Annotated in this window: 23 protein-coding genes; 4 read left to right on the top strand and 19 right to left on the bottom strand. The window is 71.3% G+C overall.

Features of this window, described 5'->3' with window-relative positions; translation table 11 throughout:
* Nucleotides 1–13: 13 nt before the first annotated feature.
* The 3 genes from ACX80F_RS05435 to ACX80F_RS05425 all read right to left on the bottom strand — a co-directional run bounded on the left by ACX80F_RS05435 (nucleotide 14) and on the right by ACX80F_RS05425 (nucleotide 2,450).
* The gene (locus tag ACX80F_RS05435; protein WP_459335346.1) at nucleotides 14–973 is read right to left on the bottom strand and encodes a regulatory protein RecX; all 960 of its coding nucleotides are present in this window, start codon (nucleotides 971–973) and stop codon (nucleotides 14–16) included.
* Between the two features lie 5 nt (nucleotides 974–978).
* A complete protein-coding gene (gene recA / locus ACX80F_RS05430; protein ID WP_459335345.1) occupies nucleotides 979–2,022 on the bottom strand; it encodes a recombinase RecA in 1,044 nt (347 codons plus the stop codon).
* A gap of 209 nt (nucleotides 2,023–2,231) precedes the next feature.
* A complete protein-coding gene (locus ACX80F_RS05425) occupies nucleotides 2,232–2,450 on the bottom strand; it encodes a DUF3046 domain-containing protein (RefSeq protein WP_459335382.1) in 219 nt (72 codons plus the stop codon).
* A gap of 203 nt (nucleotides 2,451–2,653) precedes the next feature.
* On the opposite strand from ACX80F_RS05425, the gene ACX80F_RS05420 reads away from it, so the two are divergent.
* Nucleotides 2,654–3,163 (top strand): MarR family winged helix-turn-helix transcriptional regulator, encoded by a 510-nt coding sequence (locus tag ACX80F_RS05420; protein ID WP_459335344.1) that lies wholly within the window; start codon nucleotides 2,654–2,656, stop codon nucleotides 3,161–3,163.
* 61 nt (nucleotides 3,164–3,224) lie between these two features.
* On the opposite strand, the gene ACX80F_RS05415 is transcribed toward ACX80F_RS05420, so the two are convergent.
* From ACX80F_RS05415 to dapA, 6 genes are all read right to left on the bottom strand, one after another.
* A complete protein-coding gene (locus ACX80F_RS05415; RefSeq protein ID WP_043447546.1) occupies nucleotides 3,225–3,665 on the bottom strand; it encodes a helix-turn-helix domain-containing protein in 441 nt (146 codons plus the stop codon).
* Nucleotides 3,666–3,788: 123 nt separating this feature from the next.
* On the bottom strand, nucleotides 3,789–4,286 hold the full coding sequence (locus ACX80F_RS05410) for a CinA family protein (RefSeq protein WP_459335343.1): 498 nt from the start codon (nucleotides 4,284–4,286) through the stop codon (nucleotides 3,789–3,791).
* The gene (gene pgsA, locus ACX80F_RS05405; RefSeq protein ID WP_459335342.1) at nucleotides 4,283–4,870 is read right to left on the bottom strand and encodes a CDP-diacylglycerol--glycerol-3-phosphate 3-phosphatidyltransferase; all 588 of its coding nucleotides are present in this window, start codon (nucleotides 4,868–4,870) and stop codon (nucleotides 4,283–4,285) included. Before pgsA ends, ACX80F_RS05410 begins: the two co-directional genes overlap by 4 nt.
* 9 nt (nucleotides 4,871–4,879) lie before the next feature.
* Entirely contained in the window at nucleotides 4,880–7,771 is a 2,892-nt protein-coding gene (locus ACX80F_RS05400) for an FtsK/SpoIIIE family DNA translocase (RefSeq protein WP_459335341.1), read from the bottom strand.
* A gap of 75 nt (nucleotides 7,772–7,846) precedes the next feature.
* On the bottom strand, nucleotides 7,847–9,547 hold the full coding sequence (locus ACX80F_RS05395; protein ID WP_459335340.1) for a ribonuclease J: 1,701 nt from the start codon (nucleotides 9,545–9,547) through the stop codon (nucleotides 7,847–7,849).
* A complete protein-coding gene (dapA, locus tag ACX80F_RS05390) occupies nucleotides 9,544–10,482 on the bottom strand; it encodes a 4-hydroxy-tetrahydrodipicolinate synthase (protein ID WP_459335339.1) in 939 nt (312 codons plus the stop codon). Before dapA ends, ACX80F_RS05395 begins: the two co-directional genes overlap by 4 nt.
* Before the next feature lie 133 nt (nucleotides 10,483–10,615).
* On the opposite strand from dapA, the gene ACX80F_RS05385 reads away from it, so the two are divergent.
* Entirely contained in the window at nucleotides 10,616–11,797 is a 1,182-nt protein-coding gene (locus ACX80F_RS05385; RefSeq protein ID WP_459335338.1) for a heparan-alpha-glucosaminide N-acetyltransferase domain-containing protein, read from the top strand.
* A 10-nt stretch (nucleotides 11,798–11,807) separates the two neighbouring features.
* Here ACX80F_RS05385 and ACX80F_RS05380 read toward each other — a convergent pair whose 3' ends face one another.
* Genes ACX80F_RS05380 through ACX80F_RS05350 form a run of 7 tightly spaced genes read right to left on the bottom strand, consistent with a single transcriptional unit; the run spans nucleotide 11,808 to nucleotide 17,384 of the window.
* Nucleotides 11,808–12,287, bottom strand: a complete 480-nt coding sequence (locus ACX80F_RS05380; RefSeq protein ID WP_459335381.1) for a hypothetical protein — start codon at nucleotides 12,285–12,287, stop codon at nucleotides 11,808–11,810.
* Nucleotides 12,288–12,304: 17 nt separating this feature from the next.
* Nucleotides 12,305–13,078 carry a 4-hydroxy-tetrahydrodipicolinate reductase gene (gene dapB, locus ACX80F_RS05375; protein WP_459335337.1) on the bottom strand — a complete coding sequence of 258 codons (774 nt, stop codon included), beginning with the start codon at nucleotides 13,076–13,078 and terminating at the stop codon, nucleotides 12,305–12,307.
* Between the two features lie 10 nt (nucleotides 13,079–13,088).
* Entirely contained in the window at nucleotides 13,089–13,526 is a 438-nt protein-coding gene (locus ACX80F_RS05370) for a molybdenum cofactor biosynthesis protein MoaE (RefSeq protein WP_459335336.1), read from the bottom strand.
* Nucleotides 13,513–13,998 carry a MogA/MoaB family molybdenum cofactor biosynthesis protein gene (locus ACX80F_RS05365; protein ID WP_459335335.1) on the bottom strand — a complete coding sequence of 162 codons (486 nt, stop codon included), beginning with the start codon at nucleotides 13,996–13,998 and terminating at the stop codon, nucleotides 13,513–13,515. The genes ACX80F_RS05370 and ACX80F_RS05365 overlap by 14 nt, the downstream gene beginning before the upstream one ends.
* Nucleotides 13,995–14,480 carry a cyclic pyranopterin monophosphate synthase MoaC gene (gene moaC / locus ACX80F_RS05360; protein ID WP_459335334.1) on the bottom strand — a complete coding sequence of 162 codons (486 nt, stop codon included), beginning with the start codon at nucleotides 14,478–14,480 and terminating at the stop codon, nucleotides 13,995–13,997. The genes ACX80F_RS05365 and moaC overlap by 4 nt, the downstream gene beginning before the upstream one ends.
* The gene (locus tag ACX80F_RS05355; RefSeq protein ID WP_459335333.1) at nucleotides 14,477–15,790 is read right to left on the bottom strand and encodes a molybdopterin molybdotransferase MoeA; all 1,314 of its coding nucleotides are present in this window, start codon (nucleotides 15,788–15,790) and stop codon (nucleotides 14,477–14,479) included. The genes moaC and ACX80F_RS05355 overlap by 4 nt, the downstream gene beginning before the upstream one ends.
* A gap of 46 nt (nucleotides 15,791–15,836) precedes the next feature.
* Entirely contained in the window at nucleotides 15,837–17,384 is a 1,548-nt protein-coding gene (locus ACX80F_RS05350) for a molybdopterin-dependent oxidoreductase (RefSeq protein ID WP_459335380.1), read from the bottom strand.
* Nucleotides 17,385–17,581: 197 nt separating this feature from the next.
* Between ACX80F_RS05350 and moaA the strand changes: the two genes are divergently transcribed.
* Both moaA and ACX80F_RS05340 read left to right on the top strand, forming a co-directional pair.
* Nucleotides 17,582–18,652 (top strand): GTP 3',8-cyclase MoaA, encoded by a 1,071-nt coding sequence (moaA, locus tag ACX80F_RS05345; RefSeq protein ID WP_459335332.1) that lies wholly within the window; start codon nucleotides 17,582–17,584, stop codon nucleotides 18,650–18,652.
* Nucleotide 18,653: 1 nt separating this feature from the next.
* Nucleotides 18,654–18,905 carry a MoaD/ThiS family protein gene (locus ACX80F_RS05340; protein ID WP_459335379.1) on the top strand — a complete coding sequence of 84 codons (252 nt, stop codon included), beginning with the start codon at nucleotides 18,654–18,656 and terminating at the stop codon, nucleotides 18,903–18,905.
* On the opposite strand, the gene ACX80F_RS05335 is transcribed toward ACX80F_RS05340, so the two are convergent.
* The 3 genes from ACX80F_RS05335 to ACX80F_RS05325 form a co-directional block, all read right to left on the bottom strand.
* Nucleotides 18,902–19,225, bottom strand: a complete 324-nt coding sequence (locus tag ACX80F_RS05335; RefSeq protein WP_459335331.1) for a hypothetical protein — start codon at nucleotides 19,223–19,225, stop codon at nucleotides 18,902–18,904. The genes ACX80F_RS05340 and ACX80F_RS05335 overlap by 4 nt on opposite strands.
* A gap of 15 nt (nucleotides 19,226–19,240) precedes the next feature.
* Entirely contained in the window at nucleotides 19,241–20,758 is a 1,518-nt protein-coding gene (locus ACX80F_RS05330) for a CYTH and CHAD domain-containing protein (RefSeq protein ID WP_459335330.1), read from the bottom strand.
* 120 nt (nucleotides 20,759–20,878) lie between these two features.
* Entirely contained in the window at nucleotides 20,879–21,268 is a 390-nt protein-coding gene (locus ACX80F_RS05325) for a DUF7793 family protein (protein ID WP_459335329.1), read from the bottom strand.
* Nucleotides 21,269–21,317: the final 49 nt, after the last annotated feature.

Below are 21,317 nucleotides of genomic sequence, written 5' to 3'. Positions count from 1 at the left end.
CGCTCCGGTGCGGTCACTCCGCGTCGATGACATCCTTCACGATGGAGAACGCGGTCCCTGGGCTGTACCCCTTGCGGGCGAGGACCCCGACGAGGCGCCGCACCTCCTTGTCCCGGACCGCACGATCCGAGAGATCAGCGCTCCGGCGGAGCTTGCGGCGCACGACGTCCCTGGCCTGCTCGTCCTCGTCCTCGGCGGAGAGCTGCAGCAGCGCGTCCTCCGCCAGCTCCGCGTCGATGCCCTTGTCCGCGAGTTCCCGCCGGAGCGAGGAACGGGAGAGCGCCTTGGCGGCCGTACGGGTCCGTACCCACATGCGCGCGAACTCCGCGTCGTCGATCAGCTGCACTTCCTCGAACCTGTCGAGAAGGGCCGCGGCGATCGGCGGCGGAACGTCCTTCTCGGCGAGCTTGCGGTCGAGTTGATGCCGGCTCCGCGCTCCGAGGGCCAGCTGGCGGAGCAGGACGGAGCGTGCCAGCGACGTCCACTCCTCCTCGCTCCTGACGGGTACCTCCCCCGCCGCGGCGTCGTCACCGGTGTCACTGGTCTCGCCAGACCCGGCATCCCCGCGACGTCCGCGCCGACCACCCGCAGAGGAGGAGGACGACCGGCCGCCGCCGGCGCGGGCCCGGCGCCGCTCGCTGCTGTCCCTGCCGCCCGTCCCCACACCGTCCGGTGATGCGAGCGATGGGTCATCGGCCGGGGCGGCGTCGGCCGAGGCGCCCACGACCGGCCCGAACGGATCGTCGAAGGACGCCCTGCCGGTCGCGCCCTGGCGTCGCCGCTTCCGTGGGGCTCCCCTTCCCTGGCCGGAGGTCGACCGACCGAAGGAGGACGTCGACCGCGACGCTCCCCGGCGGGCGGGCCGGGCCTGCTCCGGGAACCCCGACCCCCCGGGCTCGGCGGAACTGTCCGAGCCGAACCGGCCGTAGGAGGTTCCCCACCCGGCCGGGTCCGGTCCGGTCTCCGACGTCACGCCGCCTACTCGCCGCTGACGGCCTTGAGCTTGGGCGCCTCGGGCTCTTCCGGTGGCACGCCGATACCCAGCTTCGTCCTGATCTTCTGTTCGAGCTCGTCCGCCAGACCCGGGTTGTCCTTCAGGAACTTCCGGGCATTCTCCTTGCCCTGTCCCAACTGGTCGCCGTCGTAGGTGAACCAGGCGCCGGACTTCTTGACCAGGCCGTTCTCGACACCGACATCGATCAGGCCACCCTCGCGGGAGATTCCGTACCCGTAGAGGATGTCGAACTCGGCCTGCTTGAACGGCGGGGCCATCTTGTTCTTGACGATCTTCGCGCGTGTCCGGTTGCCGACCGGGTTGACGCCTTCCTTCAGGGTCTCGATGCGTCGCACGTCGATACGGACCGACGCGTAGAACTTCAGCGCCTTGCCGCCCGTGGTGGTCTCGGGGCTTCCGAAGAACACGCCGATCTTCTCGCGGAGCTGGTTGATGAAGATGGCCGTGGTCTTGGTCTGGCTCAGCCGGCCGGTGATCTTCCGGAGGGCCTGGCTCATGAGCCGGGCCTGCAGGCCGACGTGGCTGTCGCCCATCTCGCCCTCGATCTCGGCGCGCGGCACGAGTGCAGCGACCGAGTCGATGACGACGATGTCGATCGACCCCGAACCGACGAGCATGTCCATGATCTCGAGCGCCTGCTCACCGGTGTCAGGCTGCGAGACGAGGAGCGCATCCGTGTCGACGCCCAGCTTCTTCGCGTACTCGGGGTCCAGCGCGTGCTCGGCATCGATGAAGGCGGCGATCCCACCGTTGCGCTGGGCGCTGGCTACGGCGTGGAGGGCGACCGTGGTCTTGCCCGACGACTCGGGACCGTAGATCTCCACGACCCTGCCGCGGGGCAGACCGCCGATGCCGAGCGCTGCATCAAGGGCGATGGAGCTGGTGGAGATGGTCTCGATGGGCGCCCGGGTCTCGTCGCCGAGGCGCATGATCGAGCCCTTGCCGTACTGCTTGTCGATTTGGGCGAGAGCAGCTTCTAGGGCTTTCTCGCGGTCTGGAGCGGCCATTCTTCACCTCGGTTGTTCATGGCCAACTGGCCTGTGTGTACGTGTTCGATTCGACTGTAGGGGCCCGCACCGACAGTTTGCGGAGGGACCGTCGCCATGTGCATAACAGCGTTCGAGCCGTCCACCCATCATATCCCTGTCCGAACAGGTATTCGATTATTCAGGGTTCCTCTGTGTGTCCCGGTGTCCTCGGTCTGCGGGCCGCCAGGTCAGCGGGGTTTGACGTCGCGGCCGAGCCAACGGGCCGGCGGGACGTCCTGCGCCCGGCACACCGCCTCCCAGACCGTCTTCGGATCCGCTCCCGCACCGAGCGCCTCGGCCGCCGTCCTGTCGCCCAGCTGGTCGACGACGAGGTCACGCGCGAGAGTCCGGGAGTACCGTTCCCCGAACTCGTCGTCCATCAGTCGCCAGAAATCGCTCAGCCGCATGCACTGTTCCTTGCTCTCGTCGTCGGCGGTCATCCGTCCCGCCCCTCCCATTCTGGGTCCTGGGCGCTGCCTCCCGCACCACCCATAGGACGACCGCCGCCGGAATCGCCCGGGAGGATGACGTGGGTGCCGCATTCGGGGCGCGGTCGAGGAATCGGGCGCTGTGGCATGGCGATTCCGCCACGGCGCCCTAGAATGGCCCCATGAACGCGAAGCCGAGCACCACCGACGCCGACGCGGGCCGTGCAGGCTACCCCGGGGAGGATCCCGACACCGACGCGGCCATCGAAGCCCTGGAGCAGCAACTGAGCATGCTGTGGCGCCGCGCCCGGTCGAACTCCTACAAGGTCGCCCGCCGGGTGCATCCCGACATGGAACCGGCCGCGTACGGGCTCCTCGTGATCCTTCAGCGCGAGGGCTCGATGCGCCTCACGGACATCGCGGCGAGCGTCGGAGTGGGCAAACCCTCCGTGAGCCGACAGATCGCGATGCTGGAACAGCTGGGCCTCGTCTGGAAGGAAGCGGACCCGCTCGACGGGCGTGCACAGTCGATCTCCCTCACGGACGCCGGCACGCGGCAGCTCGTCGCAGCGCAGACCGCCCGCAAGCAGGCCTTCCATCAGCTGATGGAGGACTGGGATGTCGAGGACCTGACGCGGCTGGGCACGCTCATCGCCCAGCTGAACAACACCTACACCAAGGACAACTGGTAGCAGACGCAAGGAAGGCCCGTCCCTCTGTTCTGCCGGGACGGGCCTTGCTCGTGTACGGGACCTAGCGGTTGGTGGCCGCGAGCCCCCGACGGAAGTCGTCGTTCAGTTCGTCGGTGAGGTCGTCCCCGAATTCGCGGGAGAACTCCTGGGGGATGGTGTCCGGGATGGACACGCCTTCTGCTTCTGCCAGGCGGTCGCTGACTTCCCGCAGCATCGAGGAGAGCGGCACCTCGAGTGCACTGCAGATTGATGAGAGGAGTTCGGAGGATGCTTCCTTCTGTCCACGCTCGACCTCGCTGAGGTATCCGAGGGAAACCCTCGCACTGTGCGACACCTCGCGCAGGGTGCGGCCTTGGCGCTGGCGGACGTCCCGGAGGACGTCGCCGATCTCATGGCGGAGAACCACCAGTTTGCGCTCCTTGGGCCTGCGTTGTGCATCATCCGCCAACCCCACATCACGCCAACGGACCACGCCGTTTACGGATACGGGCTGCTTTACCATCTGTATCGCCTTGCTCCCTCATAATGTGGCGGCGTCCGGTGGACGTCCGCCCCGTGATGATGACCTGCCCGTTCTGCTTGAGCCTGAGTCGCCAACCCTATCAACGGCTGACAGTGTTTATAACTACCCCGGGTGGTTGTTTGTTCCCCCGGTCAGGGCGTCGCGGAGCTCGACGAGTACCGCATCGCGGGCGGCGGCCCTGATCGCCGCGCGGTCCCCGGCGAAGTGATGCTCGAACGTCGTGGTGCCCGACGGCGTGGAAATCGCCGTGAATACGGTCCCCACGGGCTTCCCCTCGTGCGGCGAGGGGCCGGCCACGCCGGTCGTCGCCGCGCCGACGTCCGCGCAGAGCGCGCTCCGGGCGCCCTCCGCCATCGCCGCTGCGACACGCGGGTCGACGGCGCCGGCGCTCGAAAGAAGTCCGGCGTCCACGTTCAGGAGGTTCTGCTTGACAGAGATCTGGTAGGCGATTATCCCGCCCTGCAGGACGGCGGACGCCCCCGGGACGTCGGCGAGCGACGCGGCGACCATGCCCGCGGTCAGGGACTCGGCCGTGGCCACCGTGAGGCCTTGCCGTGCGGCGAGGTCGATGATGTCGGTGGCCGGTCCCGCGCCGGTCACGAGTGGGCGGCGGCGCGGAGGCGGATGGCCTGGACCACGTAGTCGACGCCGGTCACCACGGTGATGACGACGGCGGCCGCCATGACCGTCGCGGCAGGCCACCAGGCCCAGGGGCCGGCGATGGACTGCAGCGGGATGAGGAACAGCAGGATCGCGACGGTCTGGACGACCGTCTTCAGCTTGCCGCCGCGCGACGCCGGCATGACGCCGTACCGGATCACCGCGAACCGCATCAGCGTGATCCCGATCTCACGGGCCAGGATGACGATCGTCACCCACCACCAGAGTTCGCCCAGCACCGACAGCATGATCAGGGCGGAGCCGATGAGCAGCTTGTCGGCGATCGGGTCCGCGATCTTCCCGAAATCCGTGATGAGGCCTCTGCTGCGTGCGAGGTCGCCGTCGAGCTTGTCGGTGTAGATCGCCACGACGAAGACGAGGACGGCGAGCCAGCGGAACAGTCCGTCGCTGCCGTGATCGAGCAGGAGGAACCAGACGAAGAACGGCACCAGCAGGATACGCACGACCGTGAGCACGTTCGCGATGTTCAGGACCGGCACGGCCGGGCTCGGGGAGCTAGTCACCCTCTCAGGCTACCTGCCGGTGAGGTTCCAGGCGTCGGTGTTCTCGCCGTCGTCGTCGGAGTCGCCGGACACGTCGGCGCCGTCGTAGTAGTCGACGGCCTGCGCACGGGAGGCGAGGTCGTCCGCGACGAGGTCGACCGGAGCCTGGGGCTGCGGCTGGGCCGGCACGGGTGCCGACGGCTCGTCGCCGCGCATGGCGGCGAGCACGGGCGCGAGGTCGTCGGGCTTGACCAGCACGTCGCGGGCCTTCGACCCCTCGGACGGTCCGACCACCCCGCGCGACTCGAGGAGGTCCATGAGGCGCCCTGCCTTGGCGAACCCGACGCGCAGCTTGCGCTGCAGCATGGACGTGGACCCGAACTGGGTGGTGACCACGAGTTCCGTCGCCTGGAGCAGCACGTCGAGGTCGTCCCCGATGTCGTCGTCGATCTGCTTCTTCGGGGCATCGACCGCGACGTCCTCGCGGTACACGGCCTGGAGCTGGCCCTTCACATGCTCCACGACGCGGTGGATCTCGGATTCGGTGACCCAGGCGCCCTGGACGCGCATGGGCTTGGACGCGCCCATGGGCAGGAACAGCGCATCGCCCTGGCCGATCAGCTTCTCGGCGCCCGGCTGGTCCAGGACCACGCGCGAGTCGGTGACCGAGGAGGTCGCGAACGCCATGCGGGACGGGACGTTCGCCTTGATCAGGCCGGTCACGACGTCCACCGACGGCCGCTGCGTGGCGAGGACGAGGTGGATGCCGGCGGCACGCGCGAGCTGGGTGATGCGGACGATCGAGTCCTCGACGTCGCGCGGGGCGACCATCATCAGGTCGGCGAGCTCGTCCACGATGACCAGCAGGTACGGGTAGGGGCGGACGACGCGCTTGGAGCCCTCGGGCGGCACGACCTTCCCGTTGCGGACGGCCTTGTTGAAGTCGTCGATGTGCTTGTAGCCGTAATTCGCCAGGTCGTCGTAGCGCGTGTCCATCTCGCGGACCACCCACTGCAGCGCCTCCGCGGCCTTCTTCGGGCTGGTGATGATGGGCGTGATGAGGTGGGGCACCCCCTCGTACGCGGTGAGCTCCACGCGCTTCGGATCCACCATGACCATGCGCACCTCGTCCGGGGTGGAGCGCATGAGGATCGACGTGATCATGGAGTTCACGAACGAGGACTTGCCCGCGCCGGTGGCGCCGGCCACGAGCAGGTGGGGCATCTTCGCGAGGTTGGCGACGACGAACCCGCCCTCGACGTCCTTGCCCACACCCATCACCATGGGGTGGTCCGTCTTGCGGGCGTTCCCGGAGCGCAGCACGTCGCCGAGCGAGACCGTCTCGCGGTCGGTGTTCGGGATCTCGATGCCGATGGCCGACTTGCCGGGGATCGGCGAGAGGATACGCACGTCCGAGCTGGCGACGGCATAGGAGATGTTCTTCGACAGCGCGGTCACGCGCTCCACCTTGGTCCCCGGCGCCAGCTCGATCTCGTAGCGCGTGACGGTCGGGCCGCGAGAGAACCCGGTGACCTTCGCGTCCACGTTGAACTGGTCCATCGTGTGGGTCAGGGCTGCGACGACGGCGTCGTTGGCTTCCGAGCGCTCCTTGGGCGGGGTGCCCGCGGGCAGGTAGTCCGACGGCGGCAGCGTGTAGGCGACGTCGCCGGCGAGCTGCAGCTGCTCGGTGCGCTGCGGGATCGGCGTGGGCGGGACCTGCGGCTGGACCGGCGTGGACGGGACGATGAGCGCCTTCGCGGCGGGGACGACGTCGATGGCCTCGGTCGCGCCCTCCGGTTCGCGCTCGGGCGCACGGTCCGGCGAGCCGATGCCCTGCGACCGCTTGAGTTCCTCTGCGGCCAGTTCCTGCCGCGTAGGACGCCGGACGCCGGGCGGGACGGCGGCCTCGGCCTCCCGGGCACGCCGCTCCTCGTCCTCGATGACGGCACGCTCGAACGCTTCGTCGCCGACGTAGCCGTCACCGTCGTCGTGCTGGTCGTGGTCGTTCTCCGGCGCTTCGTGCCTGTCCTTGCCGAACAGGCGCTTGCGGCGCTTCGGCGCGGGCTTCGCGGTGGCGCCGTGGGTCTCGTACAGGTAGCTCTGGTCGTGGCCGTCCTCGCGCCGGGCGTCGGTGTCCGGGGCCTGGCCCATCAGGCGCTCGTACAGGGACCGGAGGCGGGCCGGGATGTGGCGGAACGGGGTGGCCGTCACGATCAGCAGGCCGACGAAGATGGCCGCCGCGAGCAGGACACCGACGGGCCAGCCCGTCAGGACGCTGCTGAGCGGCCCTGCGACGAGGAACCCCGCGACGCCGCCCGCGCGCCAGAGGGCGTCGAGGCCGTCGGAGAGTCCGGGCATGCCGCCGACGAGGTGGGCGATGCCGGACCCGGCGAAGAGGAGCACGAGCAGCCCGATGGCGACGCGGTTGTTGGCCTGGTGCCGCTCCGGGTACCGGAACAGGCGGACGGCTCCGATGCCGAGCAGAAAGGGGACGAGCAGGGCCATCCAGCCGAAGGTGCCTCCGGCGGCCGCGTGCACGAGGTCGGCGGCGGTCCCGCTGAGGGCCCACCATTCGACGGCGGCCACGGCCAGGGCCACCAGAAGGAGGAAGAAGCCGGAGCCGTCACGGCGGAGCTCACGGTCCGGGTTGACGTCGTGGCCGAAGGTGCGGACCCCGGAACCGACGATGCGCGCGGTACCCATCCAGACCGCCCGGACGACCCGCAGCGGAAGGGCGAGATGGTCCTCGTCCCGCGGCTCCGGCGTCACCGGGGTCTCCCGTGTCCTGGCCGGGGCGCGGCCGCTTCCGTTGGCGGGCGGCTTGGCCGACGCCTTGCCCCGGGAGGGTGCCGCCACGGCGGACGCTCCCTTGCTGCGGGTCTGGTGCTGGCCCCGCGGGGCAGGGGAAGTTCGAGTGGCCATGCTCCTCACGGTACCGGACCACAACCCCGATCCGTCGAATGTCCGCGTGCTGGCAGGCATCCGGACCCGCCGCCGTCAGGCCTCCAGGACCACCGGGATGATCATGGGACGCCGCCGGAAACCCCTGTTGACCCAGGTGCCGACGATGCGCCGGACGACCTGCTGCAGCTGGTAGGTCGTGTGGTCCGGCGACGTGGTCACGGCCTCCTCGAGGGCACGTGCGATCTTCGGCCTGATCTCGTCGAACACGGCGTCGTCCTCGGCGAACCCGCGCGCATGGATGTCCGGACCGGACACGATGGTCCCGGTGCTGCGGTTCACCACCGTGATGATCGAGATGAAGCCCTCCTCCCCCAGGGTCCGCCGGTCCTTGAGATCGGCGTCGGTGATCTCCCCGACGCTCGAGCCGTCCACGTACACGTAGCCGCACTCGACGGCGCCCACTACGCGCGCCCGGCCGTCCACAAGGTCGATGACGGAGCCGTCCTCCGTGAGCAGGACGTTCGACGCCGGGACACCGGTCAGCTGCGCGAGCCTGCCGTTGGCGATGAGGTGCCGGATCTCGCCGTGCACCGGCATGACGTTCCGCGGCCGCAGGATGTTGTAGCAGTAGAGGAGCTCGCCCGCTGCCGCGTGGCCGGACACGTGCACCTTCGCGTTGCCCTTGTGGATCACGTCGGCTCCGAGCTTCAGGAGCCCGTTGATCACGCGGTACACGGCGTTCTCGTTGCCGGGGATGAGCGAGGACGCCAGGATCACCGTGTCACCCTTGCCCACGGTGATGCGGTGCTCACCGTTGGCCATGCGGGACAGCGCCGCCATGGGTTCACCCTGGGATCCGGTGGACATGAGGACCACGCGGTCGTCCGGGAGCTCGTCGACGTTCTTGATGTCCACCAGGATGCCGTCCGGCACCTTCAGGTAGCCGAGCCGCGCGGCGATCGCCATGTTGCGCACCATCGACCGGCCCGCGAAGCACACGAGCCGGCCGTGGGCGTGGGCCGCGTCGAGCACCTGCTGGACGCGGTGCACGTGGGAGGAGAAGGAGGCGACGATGATGCGCTTGCGGACCTGCCCGAAGAGGGTCTCGAGCACCGGACCGATCTCGCGTTCGGCCGTCGTGAAGCCGGGGACGTCGGCATTCGTGGAGTCGACCATGAGCAGGTCCACCCCCTCCTCGCCGAGGCGCGCGAAGGCCCGCAGATCGGTGATGCGCCCGTCGAGCGGCAGCTGGTCCATCTTGAAGTCGCCCGTGTGGAGGACGGTGCCGGCTTCGGTCCGGAGGAACACGGCGAGGGCGTCCGGGATCGAGTGGTTGACGGCGACGAACTCGCACTCGAACGGCCCGAGCTGTTCGATCTGCCCCTCGGACACGGTGAGGGTGTAGGGACGGATCCGGTGTTCCTGCAGCTTCGCCTCGACGAGCGCGAGGGTCAGCTGGGAGCCGACGAGGGGGATGTCGGCCTTCAGGCGCAGGAGGTACGGCACGGCGCCGATGTGGTCCTCGTGGCCGTGCGTGAGCACGAGGCCGACGACGTCGTCGAGCCGGTCCTCGATGGAGGAGAAGTCGGGCAGGATCAGGTCCACGCCGGGCTGGGTGTCCTCGGGGAACAGCACACCGCAGTCGACGATCAGGAGTTTGCCGTTGATCTCGAACACGGCCATGTTGCGGCCGATCTCGCCCAGCCCGCCGAGCGGCACGATCCGCAGCGTGCCCGGCTCCAGCGGCGGCGGCACCGTACCCGGGCCGGGACCGGCGTCGGCCGCGGTCCTCATGCCGGGGCGCCCGGACGGGCTCCCAGGGAGCTGATGTCCCAGCCGGCCTCCGCCAGGTCGACGAGGACGGGCTCCAGCTCGTCCGCGTCCGGTTCGACGAGGGGAAGGCGCACGAGGGCGTTCGTGAGCACTCCCTGCAGGCGCAGGATCTGCTTCGCGGAGACCGCGCCCGGGATGTGGGTCATCACGGCCCGCACCACGGGGTCGAGCTCGAAATGGATCCGGCGGGCCTCGGCGAGATCGCCGGCCGCCGCGGCGTCGACCAGCGCACGGAAGGCGGCGGTGGCGACCTGCGCACTGACGCTCACCACCCCGACGGCGCCTGCGGCCATCCATGGGAGGGTGAGGCCGTCGTCGCCCGCGTACACGTCCAGGTCCGTGGAGGCGAGCACCCGCGTAATGGCGCTGAAGTCCGCCTTCGCGTCCTTCAGCGCACCGATCCTCGGGTTCTCCGCCAGCCGGAGCATCGTCTCGGTGGCGATGGGGATCCCGGACCGGCCGGGGATGTCGTAGATCATGATCGGCAGGTCGCTCGCCTCGGACACCGCCGCGAAGTGGGCCAGCACACCGGACTGCGTGGGCTTGTTGTAGTAGGGCGTCACGACGAGCTGCGCGTGGGCTCCGGCACGCTCGGCGCGGCGTGCCATCTCCACCGAGTGCGAGGTGTGGTTCGTGCCCGTCCCGGCGATGACCCGGGCGCGGTCCCCCACGGCGTCGACGACCACGCGGTAGAGGTCCTCCTTCTCGGAGTCCTCGAGCGTCGACGTCTCGCCCGTCGTGCCCGAGACGACCAGGCCGTCGCAGCCGTCGTCGACGAGCTTCGCGGCGAGGGCGGCGGTGGCGTCGAAGTCGACGGCGCCGTCACCGGTGAACGGCGTGACCATGGCGGCCACGAGCGAACCGAACGGGAGGATGCGGGAGGGGGTGTCAGCCATGGGGAAGACGTTACCCGGTCGGGCGGGACCCCGTGGGACCCGGCCGGACCCGGCGGGACCTGGCGCCGCGGCCGGTCCCGGGTCCGCTGCACCTCGCCGGGGAGGCCGAAGGTGCCTGTGGGACCATGGCTGGATGCACACGACGTCCGCGCCACGCCGCCTCACCGGGATCGACGCGGCGCGCGGCGTGGCCCTCTTCGGCATGATGAGCACCCACATCCTGCCCCTCTACACCCCGGGCACCGCGGAGGCCACATGGACCGCCCTGCTGTTCTCGGGCCGCGCATCCGGCCTGTTCGCCGTCGTCGCCGGCATCGGCCTGGCCCTGCTGACGGGAGGGCGCTCCCCGCACCGCGACCGGACGCTCTCCGCGGACCGCACCGGCATCGCGGTCCGGGCCGTCGTGATCACCCTCATCGGGCTCGTCCTGGGCGGCGTCGAGACGAACATCGCGATCATCCTCGTCCACTACGGCGTGCTGTTCCTCCTCGCCCTGCCGTTCCTAGGGCTGCGGCTGCGGGCGCTCGCGGCGTGGACTGCGGGCTGGCTGCTGCTCGCCCCGGTGGCCGCCTACCTGTTGCGGCCCCTGGTGGGCGAGGCCGTCGACCCGCCCAGCGTCGGGGGCAACCCCGTCTTCGAGCACTTCCTCGAGCCGGCGACCCTCGCGGCCGACATCTTCCTCACGGGGTACTACCCGGTGCTGCAGTGGCTCGGCTTCATCCTCGTGGGCCTGATGATCGGGCGGCTGGACCTGTCCCGGCTCGGCGTGCAGCTGGGGCTCCTCGGGGCGGGCGTGGTCGCGGCGGTCGGCGCCAGGCTGCTCAGTGCACAGCTCCTCGGGCCGGCCGGCGGACTCACCGCGCTCCTGGCGACGCCGGACGGCAGCCGCTACCCGCTGGAGGCGATGCTCGACGTCGGACTGGCCGGTGTGGACCAGTCGGGGTCGTGGTGGTGGCTCGCGGTCAGCGCACCCCATTCCGGGGCGACGCCCGACCTCGTGCACGTGGCCGGATCCGCGGCAGCGGTCGTCGCCGTCTGTCTCCTGCTCACGCGCCGGTTCCCGCAGGCGCTCCTGCCGCTCTCGGCGCCGGGCGCCATGACGCTGACCCTGTACGCGCTCCACATTTGCGTCATGAGCTGGACGGACAAGCTGGTCCCCCTGCCCGACCCGCTGCTGCTGTTCTGGCTGCAGGTCGCCGCCGCGGTCGCGATCGGCATCCTGTTCCAGCGCCTGCGCTCCCGCGGGCCCCTGGAACTGCTCACCTCCGGTGCGGCGAACGCGGCGCGCGACGGACGGACCGAGGCGCGGCGCTGACCCGGTACCGCTAGTGCGTGGCGTCCGCTCCGTGCTGCCGGTACAGCTTCGCGGCGTCGCGCATCGCCCGCCGGGCACGCTTGCGGTCGCCCGCCGCGTCGTACGCGCAGGAGAGCCTGAACCAGCTCCGCCAGTTCTCCGGGTCGGCCTCCACCTCGGCCTGGAACGCGGGGAAGGCGGCATCGGCGGCCGACCGCACGATCCGCCCGGCGGGGGTCCGCGGGAGATCGTCGACGGGCAGCCCGCCCTCGGCGTCGAGCCGGCGGGCCATCTGCTCGGTCCGGGCGCCGAAGAGCAGTTCCCGGACCAGGGCCCACGCGCCGATGCACGGCAAAAGCAGGTACCCGGCGCCGAGCGCCCTGGCTACGGGCTCGGGGTCGCCGAGGAGCAGGAAGCTGCGCTGGAAGGCGACCACGAGCCAGAAGACGAGGAGCGCCGTGATGAGGAGAACACCGACCTTGACCTTGTGCCGCCGGTAGAACCCGACCACAGGATTCGTCGACGAAATCACGACCCCGTCCCGCCGGTCTGCAGGTCCAGGTAGCCGTCCAGCCCGACGGTCAGCCCGGGGTGCCCGGCCACCGAGCGGATGCCGAGGAGGACGCCGGGCATGAACGAGGCACGGTCGAAGGAGTCGTGCCGGATGGTCAGCTGCTCCCCCGCGCTCCCGAACAGGACCTCCTGGTGGGCCGTCAGTCCGCGGAGGCGCACGGAGTGCACGGGGACGCCGTCCACGCTCGCACCGCGCGCGCCGTCGAGCTGGTCCCGTGTCGCGTCCGGGGCGTCGGGCACGCCCGCGGCGGTCCGTGCCGCCGCCACGAGCTGGGCGGTCCGCACAGCGGTGCCCGAGGGGGCGTCGACCTTGTCCGGGTGGTGGAGCTCCACGATCTCGACCGAGTCGAAGTAGCGCGCCGCGGCGGCGGCGAACGCCGTGGCGAGCACTGATCCGAGCGCGAAGTTCGGGGCGATCAGCACGCCCGTGGCGGGTGTGGCGGCCAGGAGGGACTCCAGATGGGCCAGGCGTTCGGCGGTCCACCCCGTGGTCCCGACGACGGCGTGCATCCCGTGCTCGACGGCGAATCCGACGTTCCCGACGGTCGCCTCGGGGACCGTGAGGTCGACGACGACGCGCGCGCCGGCGGAGACGAGGGACTCGAGGGAGTCACTGCTGCCGAGGGCCGCGACGAGCTCGAGGTCGTCCGCCGCCTCGACCGCGCGGACGGCCTCGGCCCCCATGCGTCCCTTGGCACCCAGCACGGCCACCGGCATCAGTTCGGTCATGCGGTCCAGCCTACTGTTCCGTCCCTGCGCCGACCCATTCCACGCTGCCGTCCGTGAAGAACTGCTCCTTCCAGATGGGGACGCGCTCCTTCACGAGGTCCACCAGGTCCGAGCAGGCCCGGAACGCCTCACCGCGGTGCGCGGCACCGACGGCCGCGACGAGCGCCTGGTCGCCGATCGCGAGGGGTCCCACCCGGTGCGCCACCCAGATCCGGACACCGTCGTGCCGGGCGGCGATCTCCTCGGCGACCTCCCGGATCACGCGTTCGGCGCTCGGGTGCGCCGAGTAGCTCAGCGACCTGACGTCGCGCCCGCCGTCGTGGTCCCTCACCACACCGCTGAAGCCCACCACGGCACCGCAGGACGGGGAGTCGACGCCGGCGTGCGCCTCCTCGGGGGTGATCGGGGTGTCGGCGACGGCGGCGTGGACGACTTCACCGGTGGTCATGATGGCCCTCCAGCTGCGAGCAGATGTGGTCGATGAGCGGGGAGAGGACAGCGAGGCCGTCCCGCACTCCCCCGGGTGATCCGGGCAGGTTGACGACGAATGTCGGGCCGGCCGCGCCTGCCAGCCCGCGGCTGAGGACCGCGGTCGGGACGGCGTCAGCCCCGGCGCGGCGGATGGCCTCCATCACGCCGGGAAGGCTGCGTGTCAGGTACGGCGCCGTCTGTTCGGGCGTGGCGTCGTCGGGGCTGAGCCCCGTCCCCCCGCTCGTGATGAGGACCGCGGGGCGGGCCTCCAGTGCGGCGCCGATCGCGGTCCCGACGGCGTTCCCGTCGGGGACCACGACGGCGTCGGCGACGGCGTAGCCGTGGTCGTAGAGCCAGCGGGCGATGGCCGGGCCGCACTCGTCCTCGTAGGTGCCGGCGGCGGCGCGGGTGGAAGCGATGACGACGGCGGCCGTGCGCAGGGGTGTCATACGGTCCAGTCCCCGCTCTTGCCGCCGGACTTCGAGAGCACTCGCGTGCCGGTGATGACCGCGTGCTTGTCCACGGCCTTGATCATGTCGTAGAGGGTCAGCGCGGTGACGGACGCGGCGGTCAGCGCCTCCATCTCGACCCCGGTGAGCGAGGTGGTCTTCACGAGCACGACCACGCGCACGCGGCCGCCGTCGGGCTCGAAGTCGACGGTCACCTTCGACAGCGGCAGCGGGTGGCACAGCGGGATCAGGGTGGAGGTCTGCTTGGCCGCCATGATGCCGGCGACGCGGGCGACGGCGAGGGCGTCCCCCTTCGGCAGGCTGCCGTCGGTGATGAGGGCGACGACGTCGGGCGTCGTCTCGAGGGTCGCCTCGGCGACCGCCTGGCGGACGGTCGCCTGCTTGCCGGAGACGTCGACCATGTGGGCGGTGCCGTCGGAGCGGACGTGGGAGAGCCCCTCGGTGGGGGGTGGAGTGCTCATGTCGGAGTCCTTTCTGCGGAGTCCATTCCACCAGATCCTGCCCGCTCCCCGGTGATCGGGGTCCCGGTTGCCGCGGGCCCCGCCGGGACGGGACCGATGAGCGTGACCTCGACGCGGCTGCCGGCGGCGAGCGAGGCGACGCCCTCGGGCAGGTGCACGAGGCAGTTCGCGGCGGCCAGCGCGTGGAGCAGGTGGGACCCGGGGCCTCCGACGAGCGTCACCCTTCCGTCGCGGTAGACGCCGCGGCGTACCTGGTGCTTGGCGGGAGGACTGTCGACTCCCTCGGCGAGGACCGCCTCCAGCACGGGGCGGGACGCCGGGACCCCGGTGAGCCGGGAGAGCGCCGGCCGGAGGAACATCTCGAAGGAGACGATCGCGCTCACGGGATTGCCGGGGAACCCGAGGAACGGGACGCCGGAGATGGTGCCGTGCGCCTGAGGTCCGCCCGGCTGCAGGGCAACCGAGGAGAACTCCACGCGGCTCGCCGCCAGAGCCTGCTTCACCACCTCGTAGGCGCCCTGGCTGATGCCCCCGGTGCTCAGGACGAGGTCCGTGCTGCCTTCCGTGACCGCGGCGAGGTCCTGCCGGAGGACGGCGGGATCGTCCCCGAGCAGGCGGTGACGGGTGACCTCGGCGCCCGCCTCCCGCAGCGCCACCTCGAGGAGCGTGGTGTTGGCGTCGTAGATGCGTCCCGGGGCGAGGACCGAGCCGGGCTCGGCCACCTCGTCGCCCGTGGAGAGGAGCAGCACGCGGAAGCGCGGTGCCACGCGGACCTCGCCCACGCCGCAGGCGGCGAGGAGTCCGAGCTGGGCGGCGCCGAGCAGCGTGCCGGCCTGTAGCGCCAATCCGCCCTCGGCGATGTCGCTCCCGGCGCGCCGCACGAACTGTCCGGGGTCGAGGCCGCCGGGGAGCCGCACCGTCGCCGTCCCGTCCGCCAGGTCCGCCGCGGAGTAGAACCGGTCGGGCTCGGCACGCTCGATGGGCACGACCGCCGCGGCGCCCTTCGGCAGCATGGCCCCGGTCATGATCGGGGCCGCGCTCCCCGGCTCGAGCGGCGGCGGCACCGTGCCCGCCGGGATGGGATCGGCCACCGTCAGCGGGACCGTCCCGGCGAGGTCGTCCGCGTGGACGGCGTACCCGTCCATCTGCGAGTTGTCGAACGGCGGGAGGTTCACGGGGGCGTGCACGTCCTCCGCCAGAGCCCGACCGAGGGCGTCGCGGAGGGCGAGCACCTCGGCGGCGGCGGGGTGGTACCCGCTGCGTAGGAGCCCGGCCACGGCTGCCTGGTGTTCGGCGACGGTTCGTCTCATGGGTGCCTTCCGCGCGCTGGTGCCATGGCCGCCCGGCGGGCGTGGCCTAGGTCACCGAGAACGTTACCGTGTGCAGTCCTTCGGCGCCGTCGGGGGCCGGCGCGACCGTGTCCTCGGACTGCACTCCGCCCTCACGGTCCACCGCCCGCACCTGGAGGGTGTGCTCCCCGGCCGGCAGCCGCAGCGTGGCGCTGTACTGGCACCAGGTGTCGTCGGAGATCGGCGTCGCGAGGGTGGCGCGCTGCCACGCCCCGCCGTCGGCCCTCACCTCGACGGCCCGGACCCCCCGGTGCTGGGCCCAGGCCACCCCGCCCACGACGACGTCGCCGGCGCCGACGCTCGCGTTCGCGCGCGGCACGTCGATCCGGGAGGAGGTCTTGACGGGACCGCGCTCGGACCAGCCCCGGGTGGACCAGTACGCCGTGTCGTCGGCGAAGCGGGTCACCGTCAGCTCGGTCACCCACTTCGTCGCGGACACGAAGCCGTAGAGGCCCGGGACCACGAGCCGGACCGGGAAGCCGTGCTCCACGGGCAGCGGCTCCCCGTTCATGCCGACCGCAAGGAGCGCGTCCCGCGCATCGGTCAGCGCCCCGAGGGGCGTGCCGGCGGTGAAGCCGTCGACGCTCCGCGACAGCACCATGTCGGCCTCCGGCCGCACACCGGCCCGGGCGAGGAGCTCGCGCACGGGCCAGCCCAGCCACCGCGCGTTGCCCGTCAGGTCTCCGCCGACGGGGTTGGACACGCAGGCCAGGGTCACGTGGCGCTCGATCAGGGGCAGGGCGAGCAGGTCGTCGAGGGTGATCTCGATCTCGCGGTCCACGAGCCCCGTGACCTTCAGGGACCATTCGGCGGCGTCGACGACGGGCACCACGAGCGCGGTGTCGATCCGGTAGAAGTCGGCGGTCGGCGTCACGAGGTCGCTGATGCCCTCGATGCCGAGCTCCGCGCCCTCGGGGACGAAGGACCCCTCTGCGGGCGGCACCGCCCGGGTGGGAGCGGGCAGCGTGATCGACGAGCGCTGCTGCGTCACGGCCGACTGGGAGGAACGCACCCCGGTGGCAGCGGCGCCGGCGGCGACGGCGACGACGGCCGTGCCTCCGGCGCCCTGGAGGAACCGGCGCCGGGCCGGGAGCGGGTCCTCCCCGCCGACGTCGGCCGTCCACGCCCAGGTGCGCAACGCCCGGACGAGCGCGGCCAGGACGAGGATCGCGACCAGCGCGGCGACCGCGGGGGCCACGAGGGAGACGGTGGAGGACTGCGGCCGCGAGGCGACGGCGAGGGCGCCCAGGATCCCGAACCCGACGATGACGGCCCGGCCCGCGAAGGCCCGCCGGTACTCGAGCACACCGGCGGCGAGGGCGATCCCGACGATGACCGCCGCGATCGTCGCGAGGAGGACGGCTTTGTCCGCGGTCCCGAACCAGGCGATCGCCCAGTCCTTGACGGCCGGGGGCACGACGTCGATGACGGCGGACCCCACCGCGCCGACCGGGGTGACGGAGGGGCTCAGTGCGGCTGCCGCCAGTTCCCCGCCGATGACCCCGAGCACCACCGCCAGCGCACCGGAGACGGCTGCCCACGCGGGGCGTCGCATGCTCACTGGGGGAACTCCTGCCTGTCGGTCGCGGCCCGGCCGGTCCGCTGTGCGGGCCCGGCGGGTCCGTTCCTTACACGACCGCCGACGGCGCGGGGTTCCCCGCCTTCTACAGGGTCGCGGTGCAGCGTGGAACCCCGCACGCCCGCGCGCTCCCCGGGTAGGTCAGGGCCGTCGGAGGGCGTAGCCTCGTCTCCATGGGAATTCAACTGGGAATGCCGCGTACTGCCCGCGGGCGCGCGATCGAGGGCCTCCTGGACACCCATGGCCGGCAGGCGACGGACATGCGGCTGTCGCTGACCGACAAGTGCAATCTGCGGTGCACCTACTGCATGCCGGCGGAGGGGCTGAACTGGCTGCAGAAGGACCAGGTCCTGTCGCGCGAGGAGATCGTCCGGCTGGTACGCATCGGCGTCGATCTGCTCGGCATCCGTGAGCTGCGCCTGACCGGCGGCGAGCCCCTCGTCCGGGCCGACCTGCTCGACATCATCCGGGACATCCGTGCCAACCACGCCGACCTGCCGATCTCGATGACGACCAACGCCCTGGGCCTGGACCGCCGTGCGGTGCAGCTGAAGGAGGCCGGACTCACGCGCATCAACGTCTCGATGGACTCCCTGCACCCCGAGACCTTCGCCCAGCTCACACGTCGACCGTTCCTGGACCGCGTGCTCCGGGGCATCGAGGCGGCCGCCGACGCCGGGCTGGGCCTCGTGAAGATCAACGCCGTGCTGATGCGCGGCATCAACGACCACGAGGCGCCCGATCTCGTGGAATGGGCTGTGTCCCGCGGGTTCGAACTGCGCTTCATCGAGCAGATGCCCCTCGATGCCGACCACGGGTGGACGAAGGAGGGCATGGTGACCGCGGCGGAGATGCGCGCGCTGGTCGAGACCCGTTTCGTTCTCACCCCCGACCCCCGGAACCGCGACGGCGCGCCCGCCGAACGGTGGGAGGTCAGGGCGAAGGCCGCACCCGACGTCGTCCTCGGGACCGTCGGCATCATCGCGTCGGTCACGGAACCGTTCTGCGCCGACTGCCGACGGACGCGGGTGACGGCCGAGGGCAAGATCATGAGCTGCCTGTTCTCCCACGAGGAGACGGACCTGCGCGACCTCCTTCGCTCCGACGCGGACGACGAGGCCGTGGCGCAGCGGTGGCGTGACGCCATGTGGCTGAAGCCGCGGGCGCACGGCATGAGCCACACGGGGCTCGGCGCCGACGACTTCGTCCAGCCCGACCGGTCGATGAGCGCCATCGGTGGCTGAGGTGCTGGTGAGATATTTCGGAGCGGCGAAGGCCGCAACCGGCGTCGGTGAGGAACGACTGGCCGGGAACCGCACGCTCGGGGCCGTGCTCGACGAACTGCGCGCGCGCCCGGCCTCGCCCGGTGCGCCGTCGCTGACGACGGTCCTCGACCGGAGCAGTTTCCTGCTCAACGAGATCGCGCTGCGGGACAGCTCGACCGTCCTCGGCCACGACGACGTGCTGGACGTCCTGCCGCCCTTCGCCGGCGGCTAGGGAGCGGCGGAGCCCTCGATCAGCGTCTGGTCGCGGCCCTCGGGGGCGTCGCCTGCCGGCGCGAGCACCCCGTCGACGGTGACGCGGTACCAGTAGATGGCCTTGTGATCGATGCTCAGGTCCACCGGATGCCCCCGGTGGTAGCTCATGCCGCAGGTCTCCTCCCCCCAGACCTCGACGTGGACGACCCGCTCATGGGCGGCGAGCCCGCGGTCCTCGACGGCCTTCTGCGCGTAGCGCATCAGGACCAAACCTTCGATGTAGCCTGCTCCCGCCGCACGCAGGAAGCTGACGGTCTCGTACCGCGGGTAGGCCGTCATGGCGTGGCACCGTCCCTATGTCGGGCCGAGCGCCGTGGGGAAGTACTTCCATTCACGGCGGAACCGCTTCTCGGCACGCAGGGCAGCGATCTGTTCGAAGGCGTGCAGCCGGCCGTAGGTGAAGCCGTTCTCGCCCTGCTGGGCGGCTGCGGCGCCCAGACGGCGCAGCAGGTCACGGGTCACGACGCTGTCCTGGTGCTCGCCGAGGATCTTCTGGATCCCCACGGCGGCATCGGTCACGCGCGCGATCTTCTTCCGGCCGAGCGGGGCCGCGGCTTCGGCCGCGTGCCGCAGCCGTTTCGCCTCCTTGCGCGCCTCGTGGAGGGCGGGGTGGTCGCCCATCCCGGCCGGATGGTGCCTGGCCTCGTGGACCGCCGCGCGCAGTCGGCGCATGTCGTGGTGGAGGAGATCCGGGATCACTCCGGCCGCCGGTTCGGCGGCCCGGGCGGTCAGTGCCGGGGCTGCGAGCAGCAGCTCGAAGGCGTCGATCAGCCGGAGGTAGCGCTTCCCGTCCAGCGCCTTGAGAGCCCGTGCGTGGGCCTTCCGGTAGTCGCCCCCGAGCTCGAGGTCCACCCGGCGCTCGACCGGCCCCAGCAGGAGTTCGACCGGCTCGTCGGCGAGCATCTTCCGGAGGCGCGCGTGCATGACCTCCGCGTCCCGCGCCCTGCCGAGAACCCCGGCGACCCATTTCAGTTCCTCGCGCAGATGCTGGACTGCGTCGGCGTCGTCCAGCAGGGACCGGTAGGTGCCCAGGACCGACCGCGCGCGTCGGGTGGCGACCCTCATGCGGTGAATCGCGTCGGGCGCGTCCTGCCGCACCAGGGGATCCTGGTGCTCGAGCGCCGTCAGCTGCTCGTGGAGGTAGGCCAGCAGGACGTCCCCGGCCGTACCGTCCGGCGCGGGCGCGGGGCGTCCCTCCCTGGCGGGGAGCAGGGAGCCCAGGGTCCGCTCCAGCTTGGAGGTGTGCGCGGCGGGCCGGGCACCGGCACCGGTCACCCGGGCCTGCGCGGCGTCGAGCAGGTCCCTCGACCCGTCGACGAGCTCGATCTCCCATTCACGCCAGTGCGCACCGGTCGATGCGGGACGCAGGACCTCCGCCTCCACCCGGTCGTCCGAGAGGTCGGCGAGGACGGTGTTCCCCTCACCGTAGAGGCGGTGCACGATGCGTCGCGTCGTCAGGCGCGCGACGGGCACCAGCGGCTTGTCCCTGATGTGCACCCGGACGAGGTCCAGCAGCGACGCGGGGACGCCGTCGGCCTTCCTGCCCAGCGGCGCGTGGTGTTCGTGCCGTTCGTCGGGACCGGCAGGGAGTTTCAGATGCCACCCGGCATCCTCGCCCCCGGTTCGTCGTCGCACCGTGATGCGCCGCGAGGCGAGCCGGAAGTCCTCGGTGTCGAAGTACTCGGCCTGGAGTGTGTGCTCGACAGGCTGGTCGACCTTCCCGATCCCGGGCAGGTCGTGCAGTACGGGAACCGCGGCGTCGTCGTCGACGTCGAATTTCCGCTCGATCTCTATCGCGGGATCGGAACCCATAGGGCACTGTATATCGGCACACCCGGGGGCGCCAGCAGGCCGGAAGCCCGTATGTCGCCCGACGCCGTGGGCGCTGCTCCCGTCCTGGGCCTGCCTGGGGGGAGGGCGACGGATCCGCCGTCAGGATGCGTGCGGGCACCCCGTCAACCAGGGGAGGGCGTGGGCCCGGTGCAGGAAGTACCGGGTGGGATACGGTGGATCGTGGACCTCGGCGAAGAACGCCGCGAGCGCCTTGTCGACGGCGGTCGGTCCGACGATCGCCATCGCCGCGATGTTCAGTTCCCGGGCGAACCGGAGGAGGGCGGTCCTGCTGAGGGTCACCATGCCGTTGAGCTCGACGAGCATCGGTGGGCACACGTTCCGGCTGATCGCGTCGGCGCGCTGGATGAGCGCGGTGGCATCCGTGTCCCCCACACTCGTGCCGGCGAACCATTCGACCCAGAGGACGCCGTCCCGCATCGTCGCCGTGAAGGCTGTCTCCGCCGCCTGCGGTTCCTGATCGATCATCATTGCTTCCCCTCCGTCACCATGGTCGGCCTCCGTCGCAGACTATCGGCTT

It is taken from the genome of Arthrobacter sp. TMS2-4 (genome assembly GCF_054511075.1).
The sequence above is the reverse complement of the archived record's forward strand: the minus strand, read 5'-3'. Positions and strand labels throughout refer to the sequence as shown.